Raw genomic sequence first — 24,320 nt, 5'->3', positions numbered from 1 at the left:
GGAACTTTTACTCACCTGTAGAAGTGCCGTACGGCCGTACGAGGCGAGTGGAGGGAACGACGCGCGCATGGAATCGGATGCGGACGGCCCAGCGGTTCCGGCGGACCCAGCGGCTTCGGCAGGCTCGGCCATTTCGGCAGGCTCTTCGGGTTCAGCAAGTGCCTCGGGTCCGGAGGGCTCTTCGAGCTCGGCGGCCTCTTCGGGTTCGGCGGGTTCTCCGGGTTCAGCGGGTTCGGCGGGTTCTTCCGGTTCGTCAGGTGCCTCAGGTCCGGCAGGTTCTTCGAGCTCGGCGGGTACGGCTCGGCGGCGTGCCAACGGGGCGCTGGAGAGCGAGATACTCGCCACCCTTCAGCGGGCCGCCGCCGCGCTCACTCCCGGTGAGGTCCAAGCCCGCCTCGGTGGGGAGCTGACCTACAGCACGGTGGTGACGATCCTTTCCCGCCTCTACGGCAAGGAGGTGCTGACCCGCGCCCCGCGCGGCCGTGCGTACGCCTACGCGCCCGTGGCCGACGAACCGGGGCTGGCCGCCCTCCGGATGCGCAAGGTCCTCGACGCCCGGCCCGACCGCGAGGCCGTGCTGACCCGCTTCGTCGACGACCTGTCCGACGCGGACGGGGAACTGCTGCGCCGCCTCCTCCGCCCCGCCCCGCGCGCGGGACGCAAGAGGAACGAGGCGCAAGGGGCCGGACCTGTGGAATAGGTCAGGTGGAATAGGCCCGGTGGAATAGCGGCCCCGCCCCGCCCCGGACCTGCCCGGTCAGTCGCCGGCGGCCAGCGGCCGAGTTCTCGTCACGAGCCCCGGCCCCGGGCCGCCTCCCGTACGTCATCGCCCGCCGTCACACGTTCAGCCACGTGCGGCGGTTGCGGGCGACGGTGTAGACGCGTTCGACGCGCTCCGGGTGGAGCACCCCGCCGAACTCGCCGAGCCGGGTCACGTCCCGTTCCCGCAGCACTCGCACGTCCCGCGGGACGGAGGCCACCTCGACGCGGGCCGCCGCCACGAGGACGAGCACGGGCCGTACCTCGGGCTCGAAGCCGCAGCCCCGCGCCAGGGCGAACCCGGCGCGCGCCGCCTCGCGCCGTGCCGCACGCAGATACGGACGCGGCTGCCGCTCCCGTCCCACGCGCACCCCGTCGTCGCCCACCCGGACGGCCGCCCGGCGGAGCAGTTGAGCCTGCACGCAGAACACCCCTCCGGGGCCGATCAGCAGGTGGTCGATGTCGGCCTCCCCGGGCAGGGGTATGGAGTGCACCACCCGCCAGCCGACGGCCGTCAGCTCCTCCAGCTCGGAGCCGACGAACTGCTCGCCCTCCAGGCCGCGCCGCCATTCGTCCTCCTGCGGGCGGCGGCCCAGCAGGCGCGACGCCAGGAGGCGGCCGGGGCCGGCGCGGGAGGCGTCGAGCCGGGCTCGCAGCGCCTCTCCGGGCCGGTTCGGCGCAAGATCGTCATCGGGTGCCAGGAACAACCGCTCGGGGTCGTCCCCCTTCCACGGGATGCTCCACCCATCGCCCACCCGCCAATGGCAGCAGCAGCGTGCCGCTCCGGACAAGCGTCTGCGGGAATTTCGGCAGAAGTGCGGGAACCTGCCCAAACGCCCATCCGTTGGACGGCATGAGACCCCGCACCATCCCCCCGGCTGCGGGGTCTCACCAGTCGCGCCGCGCGGCCCGCCGCTGCGGCTCCGTGCGCGGAGCGCGCGCCATCGCGGATCTGCCCGGCCTACAGCCACGTGCTCCGCCCCGCGCGCTGAGCGCGCGCCTCTCGCACGACCGTCCACCACCCCGCACCCAGGCGCCCCGCAACCAGTCACCCCGCCCCCGAGCCGAAAGCTCAAATCGGTCTCTGAATTCCACCGCCAGCGGTTTCCCGGCCAGCCGCGGGCGCATGACCTTCTCAGGGGGCGGGCGAGCGCGGGGAGCGTGAAGGGGGCCGGGTGGAGCATCTTGGGGTGGGGATCGGCTGGCGGCCGGAGATCGCGGGGGATGTCGCCCGGCTGCCCGGTGTCGACTGGGTCGAGGTGGTGGCGGAGAACATCTGCCCGGATGCGCTGCCCGACGCGCTGCGGCGGCTGCGCGAGCGCGGTACGACCGTCGTGCCGCACGGCGTCTCGCTCGGGCTCGGCGGGGCGGAGCGGCCGGACGCCGGGCGGCTGGCCGCGCTCGGCGAGCGGGCCGAGGCGCTGGGGTCGCCACTGGTCACGGAGCACATCGCGTTCGTACGGGCCAGGGGGCTGGAGGCCGGGCATCTGCTGCCGGTGCCGCGTACCCGCGACGCACTCGACGTGCTGTGCGAGAACGTCCGGATCGCCCAGGACGCCCTGCCCGTGCCCCTCGCCCTGGAGAACATCGCCGCGCTCGTCAACTGGCCGGACGAGGAGATGACAGAGGGTCAGTTCCTCGCCGAGCTCGTGGACCGGACGGGCGTGCGGCTGCTCATCGACGTCGCCAATCTGCACACCAACCACATCAACCGCGGCGAGGACCCGGTCACCGCTCTCGACGAACTCCCGCTGGAAGCCATCGCCTACGTACATGTGGCGGGCGGCATCGAACGCGACGGCGTCTGGCACGACACCCACGCCCACCCCGTGACCCGCCCGATCCTCGACATCCTCGCCGAGCTCCGGTCCCGCGTCACCCCGCCCGGCGTCCTCCTCGAACGCGACGACGACTTCCCCGGCGCGGACGGTCTCGCCGCCGAACTGGCCGAGGTACGCGCGGTATTCGCCGCTCCCCGCGTTCGCGCCGCCGCTCCCGCCACCCCCGCCGCCCCCGCACCGGATGCGGCTGCCCCATGCCCGTACGCGCCGCCGCCGCCCGCCCCCGTCCCGCAGCAGCGGTGCGCACTCGGCAGCGCCCGCGACACCGGCAGCGCCCGCGACACAGGCGGCCCCCGCGACACCGGCCGCGCTCGTGGGCGGCTCGCCCTGGCTCTGAGCGGGCTGCTGTCCGCGCTGGTCGCCGGCGCGCCCGTACCGGCGGGGTTCGACCGGGAGCGGCTGCGGGTGCAGTCGGAGGCGCTGGCGGCGAAGCGGGCCGACGTGGTGGCGAAGGTCGCGCCGGAGCTGCCGGACATCCTGGGCGACGGCTACCGGCCCGCGTTCCTCCGCTACGCCCGGACCCGCCCCATGACCGGCGGCTTCCGGCGCGACGCGCTCTCCTTCGCCGAGCATCTGCTGGCCCCGGACGGCGACCGGCCGCGCAGCCGGGCGGCCCGGCGGAAGCTGCGCCGCTGGTGGCGCCGGCGCTCCGGGCCCGCCCCGCTCCTGACCGGCCGAACGGCCCGCCTCGCCGCCCGGCTGGCGCACCAGCTCACAGGCTGACCGGCCGGCCGGCTGGGCGGCCGGTCCACCGGCGGGTCGGCGGGCCCGTCGCGGCGGACCGCCGCCCGCCGCGCACCGCGAGCGGGCCGACCAGTCCCGGCCCTCTCCCCCTCCCGACCCCACCGGAAAACCGGCCAATGTAGCAACCGACCTGTCCCATAAGTGCCCCCTTCGCCCAGCAGTGACGCGGCACACACCCGCCCGCCGGCCAACTGTTTCGGTCTCGGTTCCCAGGCGGGGGCCGTGATCCGCGCCCCGCGCCCCGGACCGGGTTCGCCGAAAAAGCCGGACGATCACCGCGTAACGCATACCGTGCGGTGCCGCACCAGGAGGCACCATGCGATCCCTCACCGGCACCGGACTGGTCGTCGCCGCGCTGGCGGCGACCGTGGCCGCGCTGCTCTTCCCCATCTGGTCGTACCGCGACCGCCTCGGCACCGGGGCCGCCGACCTGACCGCCGGCTCCATGGCCACGCGGTACGGCCCGCTCTCCCCGCTCGACCGCGACTTCGTCGACCGGGTGCGGCTGGCGGGCCTCTGGGAGCTGCCCGCCGGGCAGCAGGCCGAGGAGCGCGGCACCACCGCCGCCGTCCGCCGCGCGGGCGAGCACCTCGTGACGGGCCACACCTCGCTCGACGACCATGTGCGCCGAGTGGCCGACCAGTTGGGCCTCGACCTGCCCAACCAGCCCAACGCCCAGCAGCGCGGCTGGCTGACGCGGCTCGGCGCCGCGAGCGGCAGTACGTACGACCGTGAGTTCGCGAACATCCTGCGGCTCGCCCACGGCAAGGTCTTCACGGTCGTCGCCCAGGTCCGGGCCACCACCCGGAACTCGCTCGTGCGCGCTCTCGCCGACGACGCGAACGCGACCGTCCTGGACCACATCGGGGTCCTGGAGGCCACCGGCCTCGTCGACTTCGACGCCGTCGCCGAACAGACCCTGAGCTCCGCGCCGCCGCCCACCGCCCGGCCCACCCCGGCCCGTACGCCCGCCGCCCCTCCGACTTCCACCCTTCCGGCTTCCACCCTTCCGACTCCCATCCCTCCGGCTTCCACCTCTACGACATCCGCCTCTACGACATCCGACACGCCGTCCGCCTCCCCCTCGCCCACCTATCCGCTGCCACCAGCCGCCACCCGCCCCGAGCAGTCGCCCGAGGAGAAGTGAGACCCCATGCCCGCCAGTCACCGCCGCCGTCTCGGCGCCACGCACCTCATCGTCATCGCCCTCATCGCGCTGTTCGGCTCGGCAGGTACCTTCCTCGCCGTCACCGACAACGCCTCCGCCCGCACCTCTCCCCCCGCAGCCGACCAGCCCCCTCCGCCACCGACATCACCCAGCGTGACATCTCCCACTGACAACGCCCCTTCGGACGGGACCGACGGCGGGGGCGACGGCGGGGGCGACGGCGGGGGCGACCGCAGGGCCGACGGCGGGACCGACGGCAGCAGCGACAACCGTGATGACCGTGATGACCAGGCACAAGACCCGGCCGAAGGCCGGCAGCACCAGCACTCCGGCCCCGCCGCCTCCGACTTCGTCGACATCCGCGGCGTCCGGCCCGGCGCCCGGCCCCCTCGCGACCAGCGCTCCGCGTCCACCGGCAGCTTCACCAGCCGGTGCGGGCGCAACGAGGAAGGCCACCGCAACCCCGACAACTTCATCGTCACGCCCGGCGTCCGCAACGGCGCCCACCACCTGCACGACTACGTCGGCAACCGCTCCACCGACGCCTTCTCCACCGACGCCTCGCTGAGCGCCGCGGGCACCACCTGCGACCGCGGCGACAAGTCCACGTACTTCTGGCCCGTACTGCGCGACGTCACCCGCGGCGGCGACTCGGGCCAGGACGGCAACATCGGCCGCGTCCTGACCCCGACCTCCGTCAGCCTCACCTTCCGCGGCAGCCCGGCCGCCAAGGTCACCGCGATGCCGGAGGCGCTGCGCACGATCACCGGCGACGCGAAGGCGTTCACCAACGGCACCGCCAACGCCCGCGCGCAGTGGACGTGCACCGGTTTCACCGATCGCGTGCTGACCGACAAGTACCCGCTGTGCCCCCGCGGCAGCCAGGTCGTACGCCGACTCGACTTCCCCAGCTGCTGGGACGGCCGGAACACCGACAGCGCGAACCACCGCGCCCATCTCGCCTTCCCCGACAAGTCCACCGGCCGCTGCCAGAGCGGGTTCAAGGCCGTGCCGCAGCTCCGGATGACGCTCACCTACAAGGTGCCGCAGGGTCCGAACTTCGCGGTCGACAGCTTCCCCGAACAGCTCCGCAAGCCCGTCACCGACCACGCGGACTTCGCGAACTTCATGCCCGGCGCGCTGATGGATTCGGCCGTACGCTGCATCAACTCCGGCCGCCGCTGCGGCTGATCCCGGCCGCCCCCGCGACGGCGGCTCCCGGGGCCCCGCGACGGCCCCGGGAGCCGCTCTCCCCTGAGACAACGATCCCAATTCCTGTTCGACCATGGCGCATTAGCCCGGTCATCGAGTAAAAAAGGCCGCCATGTGGGTCATCTTCCTGCTTGTCGCCTGGGGTGCGGCGTTTCTCACCTGCGCCCGTCTGTGTCTGATCGCGTCCGCCGCCGCCCTGGCCCCGGCCTCCGCCCAGGAGCCCGGGGCCGACGCCGGGGCCTGGGGGCTGACCCTGTACGAGGCGGCGTTCCTGGCCGGCGGGCCGCACCGGGTCACGGACCTGGCGCTCGTGTCGATGTCCCGGCAGCGCCGGCTGCTGCTCGCGCATACGGGCTGGGCGACCGTCGTCGACCCGGTGGGCCGCGACGACATGGAGCGGTCCGTGATCACGGCGATCGGCCCCGAGGGGCAGTCGCGCGTACCGGCCATAAAGGCCGCGCTCACCGCCGCCGACTCGGTGCGGGCCCTGGCCGAGCGGCTGACCGCGGCCGGGCTGGCGGTGAGCCCGGCGGACCGTACGAACGTGTCCTCGGCGATCCGCCAGGTGCGGGGCGCGTGCGCGCTGGTGGTATGCATGGCCGTCGCGGCGCTGCTGATCGTGCCGCCGCAGCCGAGCGCGGGCCCGGTGGCGGCCTGGTTCGCGCTGCCCCTGGTGCTGACGCTCGGCTGCCTGGCCATCGTCCGGTACGAGATCCGGCCGTACACCCACTGGGCCTCCCCGGCGGGGGCCCGTGTGCTCGGGCGGATGGACACGCCCGGGAGGGGGAACGGCGCCGAGGTGGACGGTTCGGCCGAGGAGGACGGTTCGGCCGGGGAGCGGTCGTTCCTCACGGCGCTGGCCGTACGCGGCCGGGCGGCGCTCGCCGATCCGCAGCTGCGCGCCGCGCTCGCCGAGAACCTCCGCGGCCCCCACGACTGACCGCCTACGACCGGCCGCCCACGACGGACCGCGCGCGACTGGCCGCCCGCGACTGACCGCCTACGGCTAACCGCCCGCGACTGGCCACCCTCGGCCGATCACCCGCCCCTCCGCACCCGGCAGCCGCCCGGCAGCCGCCCGGCAGCCGTCCGGCGGAGGCCCGGCAGCCGCCCGGCTGTCCCCCGGCGGACATTCGGCAGTCCGGGGGCTTCGGCGCCGACACCCGGCCTCAATGCTTTACTTCACCACCCATCAGACTAAATATCCCTTTTGTCGGATAATGCGCGAAGGGATGGCGGTCAGTGAGAGCAGCAGCCCTGTACGGCACCGTGGGATCGCTGATCCTCTCCGCACTCGCCGCCGCCCCCGCCGGCGGAGCCGCCACCCCGCCCCCGGACGGCGCCGCGCAGGCCCGCGGGGTCGCCGTCGCCGCCCGGCAGGCCGCGGCGCGCGGCATCGCCTTCGGCCGCTGCGCGCCCGTGGAGAAGCTGCCCGCCTCCGTCGAGTGCGGCACCGTATCCGTACCGCTCGACTACGCCCGCCCCGAGGGCCGCCGCATCGACCTCACCGTCAGCCGGGCCCGCGCCACCGGCCGCCCGGCCGAGCGGCAGGGCTCACTGATCTTCAACCCCGGCGGACCGGGCGGCTCCGGCATGGTCTACCCGACGCTCAAGGACCGCCCGGCCTGGCGCAGGGCGGCGCGGGCGTACGACCTCGTCGGGTACGCGCCGCGCGGCGTCGGCCGCTCCGCCCCCCTCTCCTGCCAGGACCCGGCGGAGTTCGCCAAGGCCCCCACCCAGGCCCCGCGCCATCCCTCGGACGCCTTCAAACGGCACAAGGCCGCCCAGGCCCGCGCGTACGCCCAGGGGTGCGCGCGCCGGGCCGGTTCCGCGCTGCCGCATTTCACCAGCCTCAACAACGCGCGCGACCTGGACGTGCTGCGGGCGGCCCTCGGCGACGCGAAGCTCAACTTCGTGGGGGCGTCCTACGGGACGTACTTCGGCGCCCTGTACGCGACCCTCTTCCCCGGCCATGTGCGGCGCGTGGTCTTCGACAGCGTCGTCGACCCGGATCCGCGGCAGATCTGGTACCGCAGCAACCTCGACCAGGTGCCCGCCTTCGAGGTCCGCTGGGCCGACTGGAGCAGCTGGGTCGCCCGGCACGACGCGCACTACCGGATCGGCCGCACGCCGCGGGAGGTACGGGCCGCGTACGAAAGGGTCCACGCGCGGCTGGCGCGCGAACCGGCGGGCGGCACGGTCGGCCCCGCCCAGCTCCAGGCCGCCTTCCTCAACGTCGGCTACAGCGACGCCTTCTGGGCCCCCAGGGCCCACGCCCTCGCCGCGTATCTGCGCGGCGACCCGAAGCCGCTGATCGCCGCCGCCGCGCCCGACCCGGCGACCGCGCGGGCGGACGAGAACGAGAACGCCGTCTACACGGCCGTCGAGTGCAACGACGCGAGCTGGCCGCGCGACTGGCGCGTCTGGGACCGGGACAACACCCTGCTCGCGCGCCGCGCGCCCTTCGAGACGTGGGACAACGCGTGGATGAACCTGCCCTGCGCCTACTGGCCGGCCCACCAGCAGCGCGCCGTGGACATCGGGGTGAGGGGCGTCGGTGCGCTGCCGCCGACGCTGCTGCTCGCCGCCGAGCGGGACGCGGCGACGCCCTATCCGGGCGCGCTGGAACTCCAGCGCCGGCTGCCGGGCTCGGCCCTGGTCACCGAGCGGGGAGCGGGCACGCACGGCATCGGCGGCGGCCCGAACCAGTGCGTCAACCGCCACCTGGAGACGTACCTGCTCACCGGGGAGACCCCGGCGCGGCGCGCGTACTGCGCACCGCGCCCGGAGCCGCGGCCCGTGCCCTGACGGCTGCCGTGATCCGGGGCCGTCAAGCCACTGCCGTGAGCTGAGCCGTCAAGCCACTGCCGAAATCCGGACCGTCAGGCCAGGCCGGCGACCAGCTCGGCCACCGCCTTGCGGCGGCCGGTGTAGAAGGGCACCTCTTCGCGTACGTGCATACGGGCCTCGGACCCGCGCAGGTGGCGCATCAGGTCGACGATGCGGTGCAGTTCGTCGGCCTCGAAGGCGAGCATCCACTCGTAGTCGCCGAGGGAGAACGCCGGGACGGTGTTGGCGCGGACGTCCGGGAAGCCGCGGGCCATCTTGCCGTGGTCCGCGAGCATGCGGCGGCGGTCCTCGTCGGGCAGCAGGTACCAGTCGTAGCTGCGCACGAAGGGGTACACACTGACGTACGCGCGGGGCTCCTCGTCGGCGAGGAACGCCGGGATGTGCGACTTGTTGAACTCGGCGGGGCGGTGCAGCGCCATGTTCGACCACACCGGCTCCAGGGCGCGCCCCAGCTTCGTGCGGCGGAAGAGGTTGTACGCCTCCTGGAGGGCGTCCGAGGTCTCCGCGTGCCACCAGATCATGATGTCCGCGTCGGCCCGCAGCCCGGACACGTCGTACGTGCCGCGCACGGTGACGTCCTTGGCGGCGAGCTGCGCGAACAGCTCGTCCACCTCGTTCGCGTAACCGGTGCGGTCCTCGGGCAGGACGTCGCGCAGCTTGAAGACCGACCACAGGGTGTAGCGGATGACCTCGTTGAGGTCCTTGGCCTTCTTGCCGGCGTTCGGGGTCTTGTCAGGTTCAGCAGTCATGTCCCTATTCTCACTCGCTGGTCCGGGCGCCTGTCGGCAGGGTGGCGAGGAGTTCGTCGGCGGCCCGGTGGGCGCTGGAGACGCAGGCCGGGATGCCCACGCCGTCGTAGACCGCGCCGCAGACCCGCAGGCCGGGGAGGGCCGCGACGTGGTCGCGGACGCGGGCCACGCGGTCGAGGTGGCCGACCGGGTACTGCGGCAGTCCGCTGTCCCACCGGGTGACGCGGCTCTCCAGGGGGGCGGCTGAAAGGCCGACCGCCTCGCGGAGGTCCGCGAGCGACATCCCTACCAGTTCCGAATCCTCGCGCTTCAGGTCGTCCTCGTCCCCAAACCGCCCGATGGAGGTACGCAGCACGAAGACGTCGGGGTCCGCGTCGGCGATCCAGCCCCACTTGCGGCTCGCGAAGGTGGACGCCTTGATCTTGTGCCCGTCGACGGGCGGCACCAGGAAGCCGCTGCCGTCCGGGAGCATGTCGGTGTCGGAGCGGCGGAAGGCCATGGTGACCAGCGCCATGGAGGCGTACTCGACGGCGGCCAGCTCCGCGGCGGCGGCCGGGGTCGCGTCGGCGAGCAGCGCGGACGCGGCGGGCGCGGGGGTGGCGAGCACGACGGCGTCGGCCTCCAGCACGCTGCCGCCGGTGGCCTCGGTACCGGCGGCGCCGCCGGTGCTGCCGCCGCCTCCGACGACGACCGTCCACCCCGTCGCGGTGCGGGTGAGCCGGCTGACGGGCGCGCCGGTGCGGATGTCGCCGCCCTGCGCCCGTACGGTCTCGGCGACGGCCAGGGGCAGCCGCCCGACGCCGCCGTCGATGCCCATGAAGACCGGGCCCGGAACCCCGTCCGGCTGTTTGGCGGCGGCGCGCGCCTGGATCTCCCGTACGCCCTCGGTCAGGGAGCGGTGGCCGCGGGCGGCCTCGAAGAGCTGGGGCACCGCCGCGCGCATGGAGATGCGGTAGGCGTCGCCCGCGTACACGCCGCCGAGCAGCGGCTCGACGAGGCGGTCCACGACCTCGCGGCCGAGCCGCCGCGCGACGTATTCGCCGACGGCGACGTCCTCGCCGACCTCCGTGCGGGGCAGCTCGGCATCCTCGGCGATGCGCGCGAGCCCCTCGTCGGAGATGACGCCGGACGCGGCGAGCGGCGCGAGGTCGCCGGGTACGCCCATGACGTGTCCCTTGGGCATGGGCCGCAGGCCGCCGCGGGTCCACAGGGCGGCGCTCGCCGTGGCCGGGGGCTGGAGCCGGTCACCGAGTCCGGCGGCGCGGGCGAGTTCGACCCCTTCGGGCCGGCGCGCGAGCATCGACTCGGCGCCGAGGTCCACGGGGACGCCCGCGATCTCGCCGGCGTGCAGCTTGCCGCCGAGCCGACCGGAGGCTTCGAGCACGGTCACCCGCGCACCGCCCGCCAGGAGCCGATGGGCTGCCGCCAGCCCGGAGATGCCGCCGCCGATGACGATCACATGGCCCTTGGGCGTGTGCGCTGTGCTCATGGCCCCACTCTCTCAAACGGTCATTTCGCACATCGCACGAGTCCCCGCCCTGGCCGCTCCGCGGCTCCACCCGTCTCCTCGCATGGTGAAGGGGCGGGGGCTCCGCCTACGGACGGCCCCCGCCCCTTCACCGTGGGACGAGCTGCGGGCAGGTGACGACGGCCTGCCTACTTCTTGAAGCCGTAGTCCATGAGCTTCTTCGCGTCCGCCGTGCGGTTGGCGACGGAGGACGAGGTGAGGACGGTGCCGATGACCGTCTTGCCGCCGCGGGTGGCGGCGAAGACCAGGCAGTACTTGGCCTGGGGGCCGGAGCCGGTCTTGACGCCGATGGTGCCCGAGTAGCCGCCGAGCAGGTTGTTGGTGTTGGACCACGACATGTAGCGGTAGCCGCCGTTGGCCATGGTGACCTTCTGCTTGGTCGACTTCGTCTTCACGACCGTACGGAAGGTGGAGTACTTCATCGCGTTGGAGGCGAGCTTCGTCAGGTCGCGCGGCGTCGAGTAGTTGGAGCCGCCGCCGATGCCGTCGAACGAGTCGAAGTGCGTGTTCTTCAGGCCGAGGCTCTTGGCCGTGGCGTTCATCTGGCCGATGAACGACTTCACGCGCGCGGGCCGGGTGGAGCCGTGGCCGAACTTGTCGGCGAGCGCGTACGCGGCGTCGCAGCCGGACGGGAGCATCAGCCCGTACAGCAGCTGGCCGACGGTGACCTTGTCGCCGACGATCAGCCGGGCCGACGAGGCGTTCTTCGAGACGATGTAGTCGCTGTACGCCTTGTCGATCCGGACCTTGGCGTTGAGGTTGAGCTTCTTCTGGGCCAGCACCACCCGCGCCGTCATGATCTTGGTGGTCGACCCGGTGGAGCGGCGGGTGTCGGCGGCCTTGCCGAAGAGCGCCTTCCCGTTGCCGTTGTTCATCACGAAGCCGCCCTTGGCGGTGATCGTGGGTGTGGCGATCCTGGCGGCGGCCTGCGCCGGAGCGGCGAGCGCTCCGGTCGCGGCCACGGCCCCCGCGGTGACGGCGACCGCCGACGCCCGACGCAGATTCTTCATGCCGATCATCAAGGTGAACACTCCAAATACCCCTGACCTACAGTCATATGAGGGTACTGCCGTCTCGCAGGGCCTCTGCGCAAGGAGAGAACTCCCGGTACGCCCCTCACTCTTGCCGACGCGCTCTCCACACGTCCCCGCACCCGCCCACCCAGCTCCTCAACAGCCCCGACGGGGGCGGCGAGTTGATCCAGCGCGTCCCGGTACCGCTCGCGACAGTGCCGAAGTAGTAGAAGACGGGCGCCGGGTTGACGCCGGCCGCGGGGGCGGCGGACCCGGCGGCCGCGGCGTCACGGTGCCATTGACAGCGCTCCGCGGGGAGCCGAGACTCGGCACGGACCGATCTTGAACAAAGTTTCACCGGGCGAACACCGAACGCGCCGCGCCGCCCGCTCTCGGGCCGCGGGAAGGGATCCGAAGACCCCATGGCAGCCTCTTCCGCCCCCGGCGTCCGCGACGTCTACATCGTCGACGCCGTCCGCACCCCCGTCGGCAAGTACGGCGGCGCGCTCGCCTCCGTGCGCCCCGACGACCTGGCGGCGCACGTCGTGCGGTCGCTCGTGGAGCGCTCCCCCGCGCTCGACCCGGCCCGCGTCGACGACGTGGTGTTCGGCAACGCCAACGGCGCGGGCGAGGAGAACCGGAACGTGGCACGGATGGCGGTGCTGCTCGCCGGGCTGCCCGTCACCGTGCCGGGCGCGACCGTCAACCGGCTGTGCGCCTCGGGGCTGGAGGCCGTCGTGCAGGCGTACCGGGCCATCGCGCTCGGCGACGCGTCGGTGGCCGTCGCGGGCGGCGTCGAGTCGATGAGCCGCGCCCCGTACGTGCTCCAGAAGCCCGAGCGCGCCTTCCCCGCGGGCGACCAGCAGCTGTACTCGACGACTCTCGGCTGGCGGATGACCAACCCGGACATGCCGCCGCAGTGGACGGTGTCGCTCGGCGAGGGCGCGGAGCTGGTCGCCGACAAGCACGGCATCACCCGCGAGGAGCAGGACGCCTTCGCGTTCGCCAGCCACGAGAAGGCGGCGCGGGCCTGGCGGGAGGGCGCGTACGACGCCGAGGCCGTGGCGGTTCCGGGCGTGGAACTGGGCCGCGACGAGACGATCCGCGATGCCGCGTCGTCGGCCGCGCTCGCCAAGCTGAAGCCCGTATTCCGCAAGGACGGCGGCACGGTCACCGCCGGCAACTCCTCCCCCCTCAGCGACGGCGCCGCCGCCCTGCTGCTCACGGACAAGGAGGGGCTGCGGACCGTGGGCCGCGAACCGCTCGCGCGCGTACGGGCGTCCGCGGTCACCGGCATCGAACCGCACCACTTCGGCCTCGGCCCGGTGGAGGCCGTCCAGCGGGCCCTCGCCAAGGCGGGCCGCGGCTTCGCGGACCTCACCGCCTTCGAGCTCAACGAGGCGTTCGCCGCCCAGGCGCTGGGCTGCCTCGCCGAATGGCCGGACCTCGACCCGGCCGTCGTCAACCCGCGCGGCGGCGCCATCGCCATCGGCCACCCCCTCGGCTGCTCCGGCGCGCGCCTGGCCGGTTCGGTCGCCCACCAGCTCGCCGCGGCGGGCTCGGGGACCGGTGTGGCGGCCCTGTGCATCGGGGTAGGGCAAGGGCAGGCGCTCGTGCTGGAACGGTGAGGACGGGATCGGCGAGGACGGGGGCGGCGGGGACGGGGGCGGCGGGCACGGCGAGTGCCGACGAGTACGGCGAGTGCCGATAAGTACGGAATATGTACGGAGTGAGCACGGGACAAGCGCGTACGGGAACGGTGACCACCAAGGGAGTTGACCGCAGATGGCGATACCCGCAGCCGCCCGGGACGGAGCCGAACCGCGGCGCCCCGACGCCGACGAACCGCCGCCGGGGCACTTACCGCGGGGCCCTCACCCGGCCCCGTACAACCCTCCCGACGCCATCGCCCCCTACGCGGGCGCGCCCGAACGCCACCCCCGCAGGCCCCTGGCCCCCGTCCGGCTCGACCCCGACGACGTCGAGCTCACCGGCCCCGTCTTCGGCGCCGCCGACGTCGACGCGCTCGACTCCGACCTCACCCGGCAGCACGCCGGCGAGCCGATCGGCGAGCGCATCACCGTCTCCGGCCGGGTCACGGACCGCCGGGGCCGGCCGGTGCGCGGCCAGCTGGTGGAGATCTGGCAGGCGAACGCCGCCGGCCGGTACGCCAACCAGCTCGACCGCCACCCGGCCCCGCTCGACCCCAACTTCACCGGCGTCGGCCGCTGCCTGACGGACGACGCGGGCGGCTACCGCTTCACGACGCTCAAGCCGGGCCCGTACCCGGAGGGCGACCAGCCCCATGTGTGGCGCCCCGCCCATGTGCACTTCTCCCTCTTCGGCACGGCCTTCACCCAGCGCCTGATCACCCAGATGTACTTCCCCGGCGACCCGCTCCTCGCCTACGACGGGCTCTGGCGGTCGGCCGTCGAGGCGGGCACGGACGGCCGCCTCGTCGCCGCGTACGACCCCGCCCTGTCCGTATCGGGCGCCTCCCTCGGCTACCGCTGGGACATCGTCCTCGACGGCCCGTCCGCCACCTGGACCGAGGCCCGCCGATGACCCTGCTGGAGCCGACGCCCGCCCAGACGCTGGGCCCCTTCTACGGCCACGCGCTGCCCTTCCCGCGCGGCGGCGACGTCGCCCCGGCCGGGCACCCGGACACCATCACCGTCCACGGACACCTCTATGACGGCACGGGCGCGCCGGTGCCCGACGCGCTCGTGGAGTTCTGGCAGGCCGGGCCGTCCGGCTCGCTCGCCGGGGCGCCCGGCACACTGCGCCGCGACCGGGCGAGCGGCGTGCCGCTGGGCCGCGACGGGGCGGAGTTCACCGGCTTCGCGCGGGTGGCGGCCGACGGCGGCGGCCACTACGCGCTGCGCACCCTCGCGCCCGGCCCGACCGCCCGGCGCACCGCCCCGCACCTCGCCGTCTGCGTCCTGGCCCGCGGCCTCTTCGGCCCGCTGCACACGCGCCTGTACCTGCCCTCGCCCCGGCTCGCCGCCGATCCGCTGCTCGCGTCCCTGCCGCCCGAGCGGGCCGCGACGCTCATCGCCGTCCCGGAGACCGGCGACCGGGCCCGGCACCACAGCTACCGCTTCGACATCCGGCTCCAGGGCGGCGGCGAGAGCGACCCGGCGGGCGAGGAGACCGTCTTCCTCGACTTCCGGCACCCCGCCGACACGCCCTGACCGACGCCCCGCGCGGCCCCGGGCCGTCGCCGCACCCGTCGCCCTCTCCGGCCGGCCGCCGGAGAAGGCTTAGCGTGGGCCGCACGTACGTACGCAGCGGACGTACCGGCGAAAGGAACCGACTCCATGGCGGCGCAACGGCTGGTGGTCATCGGGGGCGACGCGGCGGGCATGTCCGCGGCCTCCCAGGCGCGCAGGCTCCGGGGCCCGGACGAGCTGGAGATCACCGCCTTCGAGCGCGGCCACTTCACCTCGTACTCGGCCTGCGGCATCCCCTACTGGGTGGGCGGCGAGGTGGACGGCCCCGACGCGCTGATCGCCCGCTCCCCCGAGGCGCACCGCGAGCGCTCCATCGATCTGCGGATGCGCACCGAGGTGACGGAGATCGACGTGGCGGGCCGCCGGGTCCGGGTCCGCGACGTCGACGCGGACGCGGCGGCGGGCGGCGACGAGCGGTGGCACGGCTACGACAAGCTGGTGATCGCCACCGGCGCGCGGCCGGTGCGCCCGCCGCTGCCGGGCATCGACGCGCCGGGCGTGCACGGCGTGCAGACCCTCGACGACGGCCAGGCGCTGCTGGACACCCTCGGCGGGCTGGAGCGGACGGAGGGCCGCCGCGCGGTGGTCGTCGGCGCGGGCTACATCGGCGTGGAGATGGCCGAGGCGCTGATCCGCCGCGGCTACGCGGTGACGGTCCTCAACCGCGACGAGCAGCCGATGCCGACGCTCGACCCGGACATGGGCGCGCTGGTGCACGAGGCGATGTGCGGGCTGGGCATCGAGACGGTGAACGGCACGGCGGTCACCAAGATCCTCACCGGTGAGGACGGCCGCGTGCGGGCGGTGGCGACGGAGGACGACGAATACCCGGCGGACCTGGTGGTCCTCGGCCTCGGGGTGCGCCCCGAGACCGGGTTGGCGCGCGCGGCCGGGCTGCCGCTGGGCCCCTCGGGCGGGCTGCTGACCGACCTGTCCATGCGGGTGCGCGGCCACGAGGACATCTGGGCGGGCGGCGACTGCGTGGAGGTCTGGGACCTGGTCGCGGGCCGCACCCGGCACATCGCGCTGGGCACGCACGCCAACAAGCACGGCCAGGTCATCGGCGCGAACGTCGGCGGCGGCTACGCCACGTTCCCGGGCGTGGTCGGCACGGCGGTCTCCAAGGTGTGCGACCTGGAGATCGCGCGTACGGGCCTGCTGGAGGCGCAGGCGACGGCCGTCGGGTTGCAGTACGTGAGCGTCACCATCGAGTCGACGAGCCGCGCGGGCTACTACCCCGGCGCGCGGCCGATGCACGTGAAGATGCTCGCGGAGCGCCGTACGGGCCGGCTGCTCGGCGTGCAGATCGTCGGCCGGGAGGGGGCTGGCAAGCGCGTGGACATCGCGGCGGTCGCGCTCACCGCGCGGATGACGGTGGAGCAGATGACCGCGCTCGACCTCGGGTACGCGCCGCCGTTCTCACCCGTGTGGGACCCGGTCCTGGTGGCCGCCCGCAAGGCGACGGCGGCGGTCGCGGCGGACGTACGGGCGTCCTGAGACCCGCCCGCGGCCCGCCGCTCCCGCTCGGAGCGCGGGGTCAGCGACCCGAAGTGTGCTCGTGCACGTACTCGACGACGGCGATCAGTGACCCGAAGTGTGCTCGTGCACGTACTCGACGACGGCGGTCAGCGCGCCGGGGTCGGTGTTCGGGGGCACGCCGTGGCCGAGGTTGAAGATGTGGCCGTCGAGGCCGCGGGCGGCGTCGAGGACCTCGCTCGTCTTGGCCTCGACGGCCGCGCGCGGCGCGAAGAGGACGGCGGGGTCGAGGTTGCCCTGGAGCGCCTTGCCGGGGCCCACGCGCCGCTGCGCCTCGTTCATCGGGATCCGCCAGTCGACGCCGACGACGTCCGCGCCGGCCTCGCCCATGAGGCCGAGGAGCTCGCCGGTGCCGACGCCGAAGTGGATGCGCGGCACGCCGTGCCCGGCGACGGCGTCGAAGACCTTGGCGGAGGCCGGCATGACGGAGCGGCGGTAGTCGGCGGGGGCGAGCGCGCCGACCCAGGAGTCGAAGAGCTGCACGGCGGAGGCGCCGGCCTCGATCTGGACCGTGAGGAAGGCCGCGGTGATGTCGGCGAGGCGGTCCAGGAGGTCGGCCCAGAGCTCGGGGTCGCCGTACATGAGCGCCTTGGTGTGCTCGTGGTTGCGGGACGGCCCGCCCTCGATGAGGTAGCTCGCGAGGGTGAAGGGGGCGCCCGCGAAGCCGATGAGGGGGGTCGCGCCCAGCTCGCCGGTGAGCATGGTGATGGCCTCGGTCACGTACCGCACGTCGTCCGGTTCGAGGGGGCGCAGCCGCTCCAGGTCGGCGCGGGTGCGGATCGGCTGCTCGACGACGGGCCCGACGCCGGGCTTGATGTCGAGGTCGACGCCGATGGCCTTGAGCGGTACGACGATGTCGCTGAAGTAGATGGCGGCGTCCACGCCGTGCCGGCGGACCGGCTGCATGGTGATCTCGGTGACGAGGTCGGGGCGCATGCAGGAGTCGAGCATCGCGATGCCCTCGCGGACCTTGCGGTACTCGGGCAGCGAGCGTCCCGCCTGCCGCATGAACCAGACCGGAGTGTGCGGTACGGGCTCGCGCCGGCAGGCCCGCAGAAAGGCTGAATCCTGGACGGCCCGGACGGATTCCCGAACGGAAGGCGCCGCGTCGCGGCCGGTCTGCTGCTGGCCTTCCGGCCTCTGGGACGCACTCATGCCCCAAATCTTCGCACGGGCCGAACGAGTGACCCGCCCATCGGGTGTCCCTCCCCGGAAGAAGGGCTCGTTCCGCCTAGTCTTCCGGGCATGGCTGCGGCGCAGGGACACCTCTCGGAAGGTCCGGACGGCGCGGACGGGGAGAGCTCCCCGACCGCTTTCCGGCAGGCGGTTGCCGGGCTGCAAGGAGTGCGGCTCCGACCGGAGATCGAAATCGATCCGACGCCGCCGCCCCAGCGGCTCGCGCCTTATTCGTACGCGCTGGAGGCGGCGGTCGTGGTGGAGGAGGAGGAGCTGGCGGACGGCCGGCTGATCCTGCTGCACGACCCGAGCGGCCACGAGTCGTGGCACGGGACTTTCCGGCTGGTGACGATCCTTCAGGCGGACCTGGAGCCGGAGATGGCGGACGACCCGCTGCTGCCGGAGGTGTGCTGGTCGTGGCTGACGGGGGCGCTGGAGGCGCGGCGGGTGCCGTACGGGGCGCCGGGCGGCACGGTGACGCGGGCGGGCTCGCACTATTTCGGGGGGCTCGCGGACCGGGAGCCGTCGACGCGGATCGAGATCCGGGCGTCGTGGTCGCCGACGGCGGTGGACGGCGTGCCGGACACGGCGGCGCACCTGGCCGCGTGGTGCGATCTGCTCTGCCAGATCGCGGGGCTGCCGCCGGGGGGGCCGGTGGACGCCGGGGTGGTCTCGCTGCCGCAGCGGCGCGGGCCGCAAGGGCGATGATCGATCAACCGTCCGATTCGCCCGAATTGTTACTCATCAATTCGTGATCATTCTCTAAAGCCGGGCCGGGTTGCTGCCGAAGGACCTTGTGACCGTTCCAAGCGATCACTCCGGCTGATCCCCCAAGCCGGCACCGTCCCGCCACTCCCCCAGGAGGCCTGGTGTCTGTTCTTCTAGAGCAACCTTCGAGCCTGGTCGCCTACCGCCCGAACAAGCCGACGGCCATGGTCGTCGTGGCCGACCCCCGAGTCCGCTCCACCGTCACCCGCCATCTGTGGGCGCTCGGTGTGCGAGACGTCATCGAGGCGTCGTCCATCGCGGAGGCCCGTCCCCGAGTGGGCAACCCGCGCGACATCTGCGTCGCCGACGTCCACCTCCCCGACGGCTCCGGTCTCACGCTGCTCTCCGAGACCCGCGCCGCGGGCTGGCCGAACGGCCTGGCGCTCTCCGCCGCCGACGACATCGGCGCCGTGCGCAACGCGCTCGCCGGCGGCGTCAAGGGCTATGTAGTCACCGGCACCCGCACCAACATCGGGGTCCCCGGCCGCCCCGGCCACCCCCCGATCGGCTCCGCCGCCGCGGCCCGTATGCACCGCCGCCCGCCCGGCGCCCCCGGCCACCCCGGCGGCTACCGCGAGCTCTCGGGCCGCGAGGTCGAGGTCCTGCGGCTGGTGGCGGAGGGCCAGTCCAACAAGGCCATCGGCGTCTCGATGGGCCTGTCCGCGCTGACCGTCAAGAGCCACCTCGCCCGCATCGCCCGCAAGCTCGGCACCGGCGACCGGGCCGGGATGGTCGCCGTCGCGCTGCGTACGGGCATCATCCACTGACCGCTCCCGACCAGCTCGCCCGCCGACGGAACGTTCCGTCGGCGGGCGCTTCCTATCCACAGATACCCTTGACCGGTGACCGACGCCCAAGAGACCGCAGAAGAAATGACACTGCGAACCACCGGGGGCGCTCCCCCGGACGACGTCGATTCGGCGCCGATTCCCTTGTTGGAGCCACGCGAGGGCATGCCCCCCGTCGTGGCCGACGCCGACGCCCTGGCGGCCGTCGTCGACGCCTTCTCGGCGGCCACCGGCCCGCTCGCCGTCGACGCCGAGCGCGCCTCCGGCTACCGCTACGGACAGCGCGCCTACCTCGTCCAGCTGCGCCGCGAGGGCGCGGGCACCGCGCTCATCGACCCGGTCGGCTGCCCCGACCTCAGCGCGCTGGGCGCGGCCGTCGCCGACGCCGAGTGGATCCTGCACGCCGCCACCCAGGACCTCCCGTGCCTGCGCGAAATAGGCATGACGCCGACGCGGCTCTTCGACACGGAGCTCGCGGGACGGCTCGCCGGATTCGCCCGGGTGGGGCTCGGCGCGATGGTCGAGAACGTACTCGGTTACGCCCTGGAGAAGGGGCACTCCGCGGTCGACTGGTCGACCCGGCCACTGCCCGACCCGTGGCTGCGCTACGCCGCGCTCGACGTGGAGCTGCTGGTCGACCTGCGCGACGCGCTGGAGGAGGAGCTGCGGCGGCAGGGGAAGCTGGAGTGGGCGCACCAGGAGTTCGCGGCCATCGCGGCCGCGCCGCCCGCGCCGCCGCGCAAGGACCCCTGGCGCCGCACCTCCGGGATGCACAAGGTGCGCCGGCGGCGGCAGATGGCCGTGGTGCGCGAGCTGTGGACCACGCGCGACCAGATCGCGCAGCGCCGCGACGTCTCGCCGGGCAAGGTGCTCGGCGACAGCGCGATCATCGAGGCCGCGCTGGGCACCCCGCCGAACGCGCACGCGCTGGCGGCGCTGCCGGGCTTCGGCCACCGGATGGGCCGCAAGCAGCTGGAGCAGTGGCAGGCGGCGATCGACCGGGCGCGCGCCCTGCCGGACAGCGAACTGCCGCAGCCCGGTCAGGCCCTGACCGGTCCGCCGCCGCCGCGCGCCTGGGCCGACAAGGACCCGGTGGCCGCCGCCCGGCTCTCGGCGGCCCGCACGGGCGTCTCGGACCTCGCCGAGCGGCTGAACCTGCCGCAGGAGAACCTGATCACCCCGGACACCGTGCGGCGGCTGTGCTGGGAGCCGCCGGCCGATCCGACGCCGGAGGCCGTCGCGAACGTCCTCGCGGGCCACGGCGCGCGCCCCTGGCAGATCGAACAGGTCACCCCGGTCCTCACCGAGGCACTACAGGCCGGGGTGGAATGACCCCCGCCGCCCTCGCACCCCCGCCCACCGGTCCGTCCGGCGGGCGGGGGTCTTTTTTCGGCCTTTCGGCTCGACTCGGCCCGGTCCGCGGTGTGACCTTCGCCGCTTGGGGCAAGGGGGCTGGGCAGCTTGGTTACCCGCAAGTAGCATGGCGGTGGGAGCCAGCGCCGTGCCCCGGCTCGGCACGGCCGTGCCCTCGTAGCGCCCGTACGCAACTGGAGGAGAGCCAACGTGCCTCGTACCGCTAGGGACGTCGTCTTCGTCGACGGTGTCCGCACCCCGTTCGGCAAGGCGGGCCCGAAGGGCATTTACCACGAGACCCGCGCCGACGACATGGTCGTCAACTGCATCCGGGAGCTGCTGCGCCGCAACCCGGACCTGGACCCGGCCCGTATCGACGAGGTCGCCCTCGCCGCGACGACGCAGATCGGCGACCAGGGCCTGACCCTGGGCCGTACCGCCGGCATCCTGGCCGGGCTCCCCCAGTCCGTGCCGGGCTTCTCCATCGACCGGATGTGCGCGGGCGCGATGACCGCCGTCACCAGCGTCGCGGGCGGCGTCTCCTTCGGGGCGTACGACATCGCGGTCGCGGGCGGCGTCGAGCACATGGGCCGCCACCCGATGGGCGAGGGCGTGGACCCCAACCCGCGCTTCGTCTCGGAGAAGCTGGTCGACGAGTCGGCCCTGTTCATGGGCATGACGGCGGAGAACCTGCACGACCGGCTGCCGCACATCACCAAGCGGCGCGCCGACGAGTACGCGGTCCGCAGCCAGGAGAAGGCCGCCAAGGCGTACGCCAACGGGAAGATCCAGGCGGACCTGGTGCCGGTCTCCGTGCGCCGCACCAACGCCGAGGCCGGGGAGACCGGCTGGGGGCTGGCCACCGCCGACGAGCCGATGCGGCCGGGGACGACGCTGGAGAACCTGGCGTCCCTCAAGACCCCGTTCCGGCCGCACGGCCGGGTCACCGCGGGCAACGCCGCCGGGCTCAACGACGGCGCCACCGCCTCGCTGATCGCCGCCGAGGACGTGGCGCGCGAGCTGGGCCTGCCGGTCAAGATGCGGCTGGTCGCGTACTCCTTCGCGGGCGTCGAGCCCGAGGTGATGGGGATCGGGCCCGTTCCGGCGACGGAGAAGGCGCTCGCGCAGGCGGGGCTGTCGATCGACGACATCGGGCTCTTCGAGATCAACGAGGCGTTCGCGGTGCAGGTGCTCTCGCTCCTGGACCACTACGGCATCGCCGACGACGACCCGCGCGTCAACCAGTACGGCGGGGCCATCGCCTTCGGCCACCCGCTGGCCTCCTCCGGGGTGCGGCTGATGACGCAGCTGGCGCGGCAGTTCGAGGAGCAGCCCGACGTCCGCTACGGCATCACCACCATGTGCGTCGGCTTCGGCATGGGCGGCACCGTTATCTGGGAGAACCCGCACTTCGAGGGGGCAGGCAAGTGACGACCACCGCTGAGCTGTTGAAGGGCGCGGCCGAGCTGTTCGCGGACGAGGTCGTGACGCGGGCGCACGTGCGCCACCTCGATCTGCCGGGCGGCGCGGGCAGGTTCGCGCTCATCACGCTGGACAACGGCCTGGACCACACCAAGCCGACCACCTTCGGCCCGCAGTCGCTGGCGCAGCTGGACGCGGCCATCGATCAGGTGGAGAAGGAGGCGGCGGACGGCACGATCGTCGGCGTCGGCGTCACCGGCAAGCCGTTCATCTTCGCGGTCGGCGCCGACCTCAAGGGCGTCGAGCTGCTGAAGCGGCACGAGGACGCGTACGCCATCGGCAAGGGCGGCCACGACGTCTTCAAGCGGCTCTCCTCGCTGGCGGTCCCCACCTTCGCGTACTACAACGGCGCGGCGATGGGCGGCGGCGTCGAGGTCGGCCTGCACTGCACGTACCGCACCGTCTCCAAGGCCGTGCCCGCCTTCTCGCTGCCCGAGGTCTTCCTCGGCCTCGTACCGGGCTGGGGCGGCTGTGTGCTGCTGCCGAACCTGATCGGCGCGGACCGCGCGGTGTCCGTCGTCATCGAGAACTCCCTCAACCAGAACCGCCAGCTCAAGGGCGCGCAGGTCTTCGAACTGGGCATCGCGGACGCGCTCTTCGAGGGTGCGGACTTCCTGGAGCAGTCGCTGATCTGGACCGCGTCGGTCCTCGGCGGCGGCACCGAGGTCGTACGGGCCGACGTGGACCGCGGCGAGGCGTGGGACCAGGCCGTGGCGCGCGGCCGGGCCGTCGCGGACTCCAAGGTGCACGGCGCGGCCCCGGCCGCGTACCGGGCGCTCGACATCATCGCGGCGGCCAAGAACGGCGATCTGCGGGCCGGCTTCGAGGCCGAGAACCAGGCGCTCGCCGACCTGATCATGGGCGGCGAGCTGCGCAGCGGCATCTACGCCTTCAACCTGGTGCAGAAGCGCGCCAAGCGCCCGGCCGGGGCCCCGGACAAGTCCCTCGCCCGGCCGGTCACCAAGGTCGGCGTGGTCGGCGCGGGGCTGATGGCCTCGCAGCTGGCGCTGCTCTTCGCGCGCCGCCTGGAGGTGCCGGTCGTGCTGACCGACATCGACCAGGAGCGCGTGGACAAGGGCGTCGGCTACGTCCACGGCGAGATCGACAAGCTGCTCCTGAAGGGCCGCGTCAACCAGGACAAGGCCAACCGGCTCAAGGGCCTGGTCTCCGGCTCGCTCGACAAGGCCGCGGCCTTCGGCGACGCGGACTTCGTCATCGAGGCCGTCTTCGAGGAGATGGGCGTCAAGCAGCAGGTGTTCGCGGAGGTCGAGGCGGCCGTCCCGGCCCACGCGATCCTCGCCACCAACACCTCCTCGCTGTCCGTCTCCGAGATGGCGTCGAAGCTCAAGCACCCCGAGCGGGTCGTGGGCTTCCACTTCTTCAACCCGGTCGCGGTGCTGCCGCTGCTGGAGATCGTCCGGGCGGAGCGGACCGACGACGCGTCGCTGGCCACCGCCTTCGCGGTCGCCAAGTCGCTGAAGAAGACGGCCGTACTGGTCAAGGACGCCCCGGCGTTCGTCGTCAACCGCGTGCTGACCCGCTTCATGGGCGAGGTCCAGAACGTCATCGACGAGGGCACGCCCATCGAGGTCGCCGAGAAGGCCGTCCGACCGCTCGGGCTGCCGATGTCGCCACTGGAGCTGCTGGAGCTGGTGGGGCCGGCGATCGGGCTGCACGTCTCCGAGACGCTGCACGGCGCGTTCCCGGACCGCTTCACGGTCTCGTCGAACCTGGCCGCCGTCGTGAAGGCCGGCAAGCGCGGCTTCTACGTCCACGATTCCGGCAAGCCGGAGCTGGACCCGGAGGTGCTGGCGCTGCTCAAGCAGGGCGACACCGTCCTGAGCGAGCAGGAGGCCCGCGACCGCGTCCTGGACGCCGTGGCGCAGGAGATCGGCCTGATGCTGGACGAGGGCGTCGTGGCCGAGGCGCAGGACATCGACCTGTGCCTGATCACCGGCGCGGGCTGGCCCTTCCACCTGGGCGGGATCACCCCGTACCTGGACCGCGAGGGCGTCTCCGAGCGCGTCAACGGGAAGCGCTTCCTGGAGCCGGGCGTCGCGAGCGTGCCCGCGTAGCCGGAAGCCGGATCGCGGAAGAAGCGTGTGGCGGGGCCCTTGTGG

General features: G+C 73.6%; 20 protein-coding genes. 15 read left to right on the top strand and 5 right to left on the bottom strand.

All coding sequences use genetic code 11. The features are described 5' to 3' along the window. The first annotated feature begins 67 nt into the window (after positions 1-67). A complete protein-coding gene (locus tag AB0I49_RS01500) occupies positions 68-700 on the top strand; it encodes a BlaI/MecI/CopY family transcriptional regulator (RefSeq protein WP_363224688.1) in 633 nt (210 codons plus the stop codon). Between the two features lie 136 nt (positions 701-836). Here AB0I49_RS01500 and AB0I49_RS01495 read toward each other — a convergent pair whose 3' ends face one another. Continuing rightward, complete coding sequence (locus tag AB0I49_RS01495; protein WP_363224687.1) at positions 837-1,514, bottom strand: nuclease-related domain-containing protein; 678 nt, start codon at positions 1,512-1,514, stop codon at positions 837-839. A 420-nt stretch (positions 1,515-1,934) separates the two neighbouring features. Between AB0I49_RS01495 and AB0I49_RS01490 the strand changes: the two genes are divergently transcribed. From AB0I49_RS01490 to AB0I49_RS01470, 5 genes are all read left to right on the top strand, one after another. Beyond that, positions 1,935-3,323: a DUF692 domain-containing protein gene (locus tag AB0I49_RS01490; RefSeq protein ID WP_363224686.1), complete on the top strand. Its 1,389-nt coding sequence runs from the start codon at positions 1,935-1,937 to the stop codon at positions 3,321-3,323. A gap of 337 nt (positions 3,324-3,660) precedes the next feature. After that, the gene (locus tag AB0I49_RS01485; RefSeq protein WP_363224685.1) at positions 3,661-4,491 is read left to right on the top strand and encodes a DUF4142 domain-containing protein; all 831 of its coding nucleotides are present in this window, start codon (positions 3,661-3,663) and stop codon (positions 4,489-4,491) included. Positions 4,492-4,497: 6 nt separating this feature from the next. Beyond that, the gene (locus tag AB0I49_RS01480) at positions 4,498-5,703 is read left to right on the top strand and encodes a DUF1996 domain-containing protein (RefSeq protein ID WP_363224684.1); all 1,206 of its coding nucleotides are present in this window, start codon (positions 4,498-4,500) and stop codon (positions 5,701-5,703) included. A gap of 133 nt (positions 5,704-5,836) precedes the next feature. Next, a complete protein-coding gene (locus AB0I49_RS01475) occupies positions 5,837-6,664 on the top strand; it encodes a TIGR04222 domain-containing membrane protein (RefSeq protein ID WP_363224682.1) in 828 nt (275 codons plus the stop codon). A 302-nt stretch (positions 6,665-6,966) separates the two neighbouring features. Then, on the top strand, positions 6,967-8,532 hold the full coding sequence (locus tag AB0I49_RS01470) for an alpha/beta hydrolase (protein WP_363224681.1): 1,566 nt from the start codon (positions 6,967-6,969) through the stop codon (positions 8,530-8,532). A gap of 74 nt (positions 8,533-8,606) precedes the next feature. Here the strand turns inward: AB0I49_RS01470 and hemQ are convergent, their stop codons facing one another. The 3 genes from hemQ to AB0I49_RS01455 form a co-directional block, all read right to left on the bottom strand. Continuing rightward, complete coding sequence (hemQ, locus tag AB0I49_RS01465) at positions 8,607-9,323, bottom strand: hydrogen peroxide-dependent heme synthase (RefSeq protein WP_363224680.1); 717 nt, start codon at positions 9,321-9,323, stop codon at positions 8,607-8,609. Positions 9,324-9,333: 10 nt separating this feature from the next. Continuing rightward, positions 9,334-10,812, bottom strand: coding sequence for a protoporphyrinogen oxidase (gene hemG, locus AB0I49_RS01460; protein WP_363224679.1), 1,479 nt, complete (start codon positions 10,810-10,812; stop codon positions 9,334-9,336). A gap of 167 nt (positions 10,813-10,979) precedes the next feature. Continuing rightward, positions 10,980-11,861, bottom strand: coding sequence for a D-alanyl-D-alanine carboxypeptidase (locus AB0I49_RS01455; protein WP_363224677.1), 882 nt, complete (start codon positions 11,859-11,861; stop codon positions 10,980-10,982). 425 nt (positions 11,862-12,286) lie between these two features. On the opposite strand from AB0I49_RS01455, the gene AB0I49_RS01450 reads away from it, so the two are divergent. The 4 genes from AB0I49_RS01450 (at position 12,287) to AB0I49_RS01435 (ending at position 16,594) form a co-directional block, all read left to right on the top strand. Beyond that, complete coding sequence (locus AB0I49_RS01450; RefSeq protein WP_363224676.1) at positions 12,287-13,492, top strand: thiolase family protein; 1,206 nt, start codon at positions 12,287-12,289, stop codon at positions 13,490-13,492. A gap of 157 nt (positions 13,493-13,649) precedes the next feature. Then, entirely contained in the window at positions 13,650-14,429 is a 780-nt protein-coding gene (gene pcaH, locus AB0I49_RS01445) for a protocatechuate 3,4-dioxygenase subunit beta (RefSeq protein WP_363224675.1), read from the top strand. Next, positions 14,426-15,058, top strand: coding sequence for a protocatechuate 3,4-dioxygenase subunit alpha (pcaG, locus tag AB0I49_RS01440; RefSeq protein WP_363224673.1), 633 nt, complete (start codon positions 14,426-14,428; stop codon positions 15,056-15,058). The genes pcaH and pcaG overlap by 4 nt, the downstream gene beginning before the upstream one ends. A 126-nt stretch (positions 15,059-15,184) precedes the next feature. Then, the gene (locus tag AB0I49_RS01435; protein ID WP_363224672.1) at positions 15,185-16,594 is read left to right on the top strand and encodes an FAD-dependent oxidoreductase; all 1,410 of its coding nucleotides are present in this window, start codon (positions 15,185-15,187) and stop codon (positions 16,592-16,594) included. An 84-nt stretch (positions 16,595-16,678) separates the two neighbouring features. Here AB0I49_RS01435 and hemE read toward each other — a convergent pair whose 3' ends face one another. Continuing rightward, positions 16,679-17,788, bottom strand: coding sequence for a uroporphyrinogen decarboxylase (gene hemE, locus AB0I49_RS01430; RefSeq protein WP_363224671.1), 1,110 nt, complete (start codon positions 17,786-17,788; stop codon positions 16,679-16,681). A 90-nt stretch (positions 17,789-17,878) separates the two neighbouring features. On the opposite strand from hemE, the gene AB0I49_RS01425 reads away from it, so the two are divergent. The 5 genes from AB0I49_RS01425 to AB0I49_RS01405 all read left to right on the top strand — a co-directional run bounded on the left by AB0I49_RS01425 (position 17,879) and on the right by AB0I49_RS01405 (position 24,275). Next, the gene (locus AB0I49_RS01425) at positions 17,879-18,517 is read left to right on the top strand and encodes a DUF3000 domain-containing protein (RefSeq protein ID WP_363224670.1); all 639 of its coding nucleotides are present in this window, start codon (positions 17,879-17,881) and stop codon (positions 18,515-18,517) included. A 161-nt stretch (positions 18,518-18,678) separates the two neighbouring features. Then, on the top strand, positions 18,679-19,344 hold the full coding sequence (locus tag AB0I49_RS01420; RefSeq protein ID WP_363129827.1) for a response regulator transcription factor: 666 nt from the start codon (positions 18,679-18,681) through the stop codon (positions 19,342-19,344). A 75-nt stretch (positions 19,345-19,419) separates the two neighbouring features. Beyond that, the gene (locus AB0I49_RS01415; RefSeq protein WP_363224669.1) at positions 19,420-20,697 is read left to right on the top strand and encodes a ribonuclease D; all 1,278 of its coding nucleotides are present in this window, start codon (positions 19,420-19,422) and stop codon (positions 20,695-20,697) included. Between the two features lie 231 nt (positions 20,698-20,928). Further along, positions 20,929-22,149, top strand: coding sequence for an acetyl-CoA C-acyltransferase (locus AB0I49_RS01410; RefSeq protein WP_363224667.1), 1,221 nt, complete (start codon positions 20,929-20,931; stop codon positions 22,147-22,149). After that, complete coding sequence (locus AB0I49_RS01405; RefSeq protein ID WP_363224666.1) at positions 22,146-24,275, top strand: 3-hydroxyacyl-CoA dehydrogenase NAD-binding domain-containing protein; 2,130 nt, start codon at positions 22,146-22,148, stop codon at positions 24,273-24,275. Before AB0I49_RS01410 ends, AB0I49_RS01405 begins: the two co-directional genes overlap by 4 nt. The last annotated feature ends 45 nt before the right edge of the window (positions 24,276-24,320 follow it).

This window comes from Streptomyces sp. NPDC050617, assembly GCF_040654795.1.
Taxonomy (GTDB): domain Bacteria; phylum Actinomycetota; class Actinomycetes; order Streptomycetales; family Streptomycetaceae; genus Streptomyces.
Note: the sequence above shows the minus strand (reverse complement) of the source record. Positions and strands in the feature narration are given on the sequence as shown.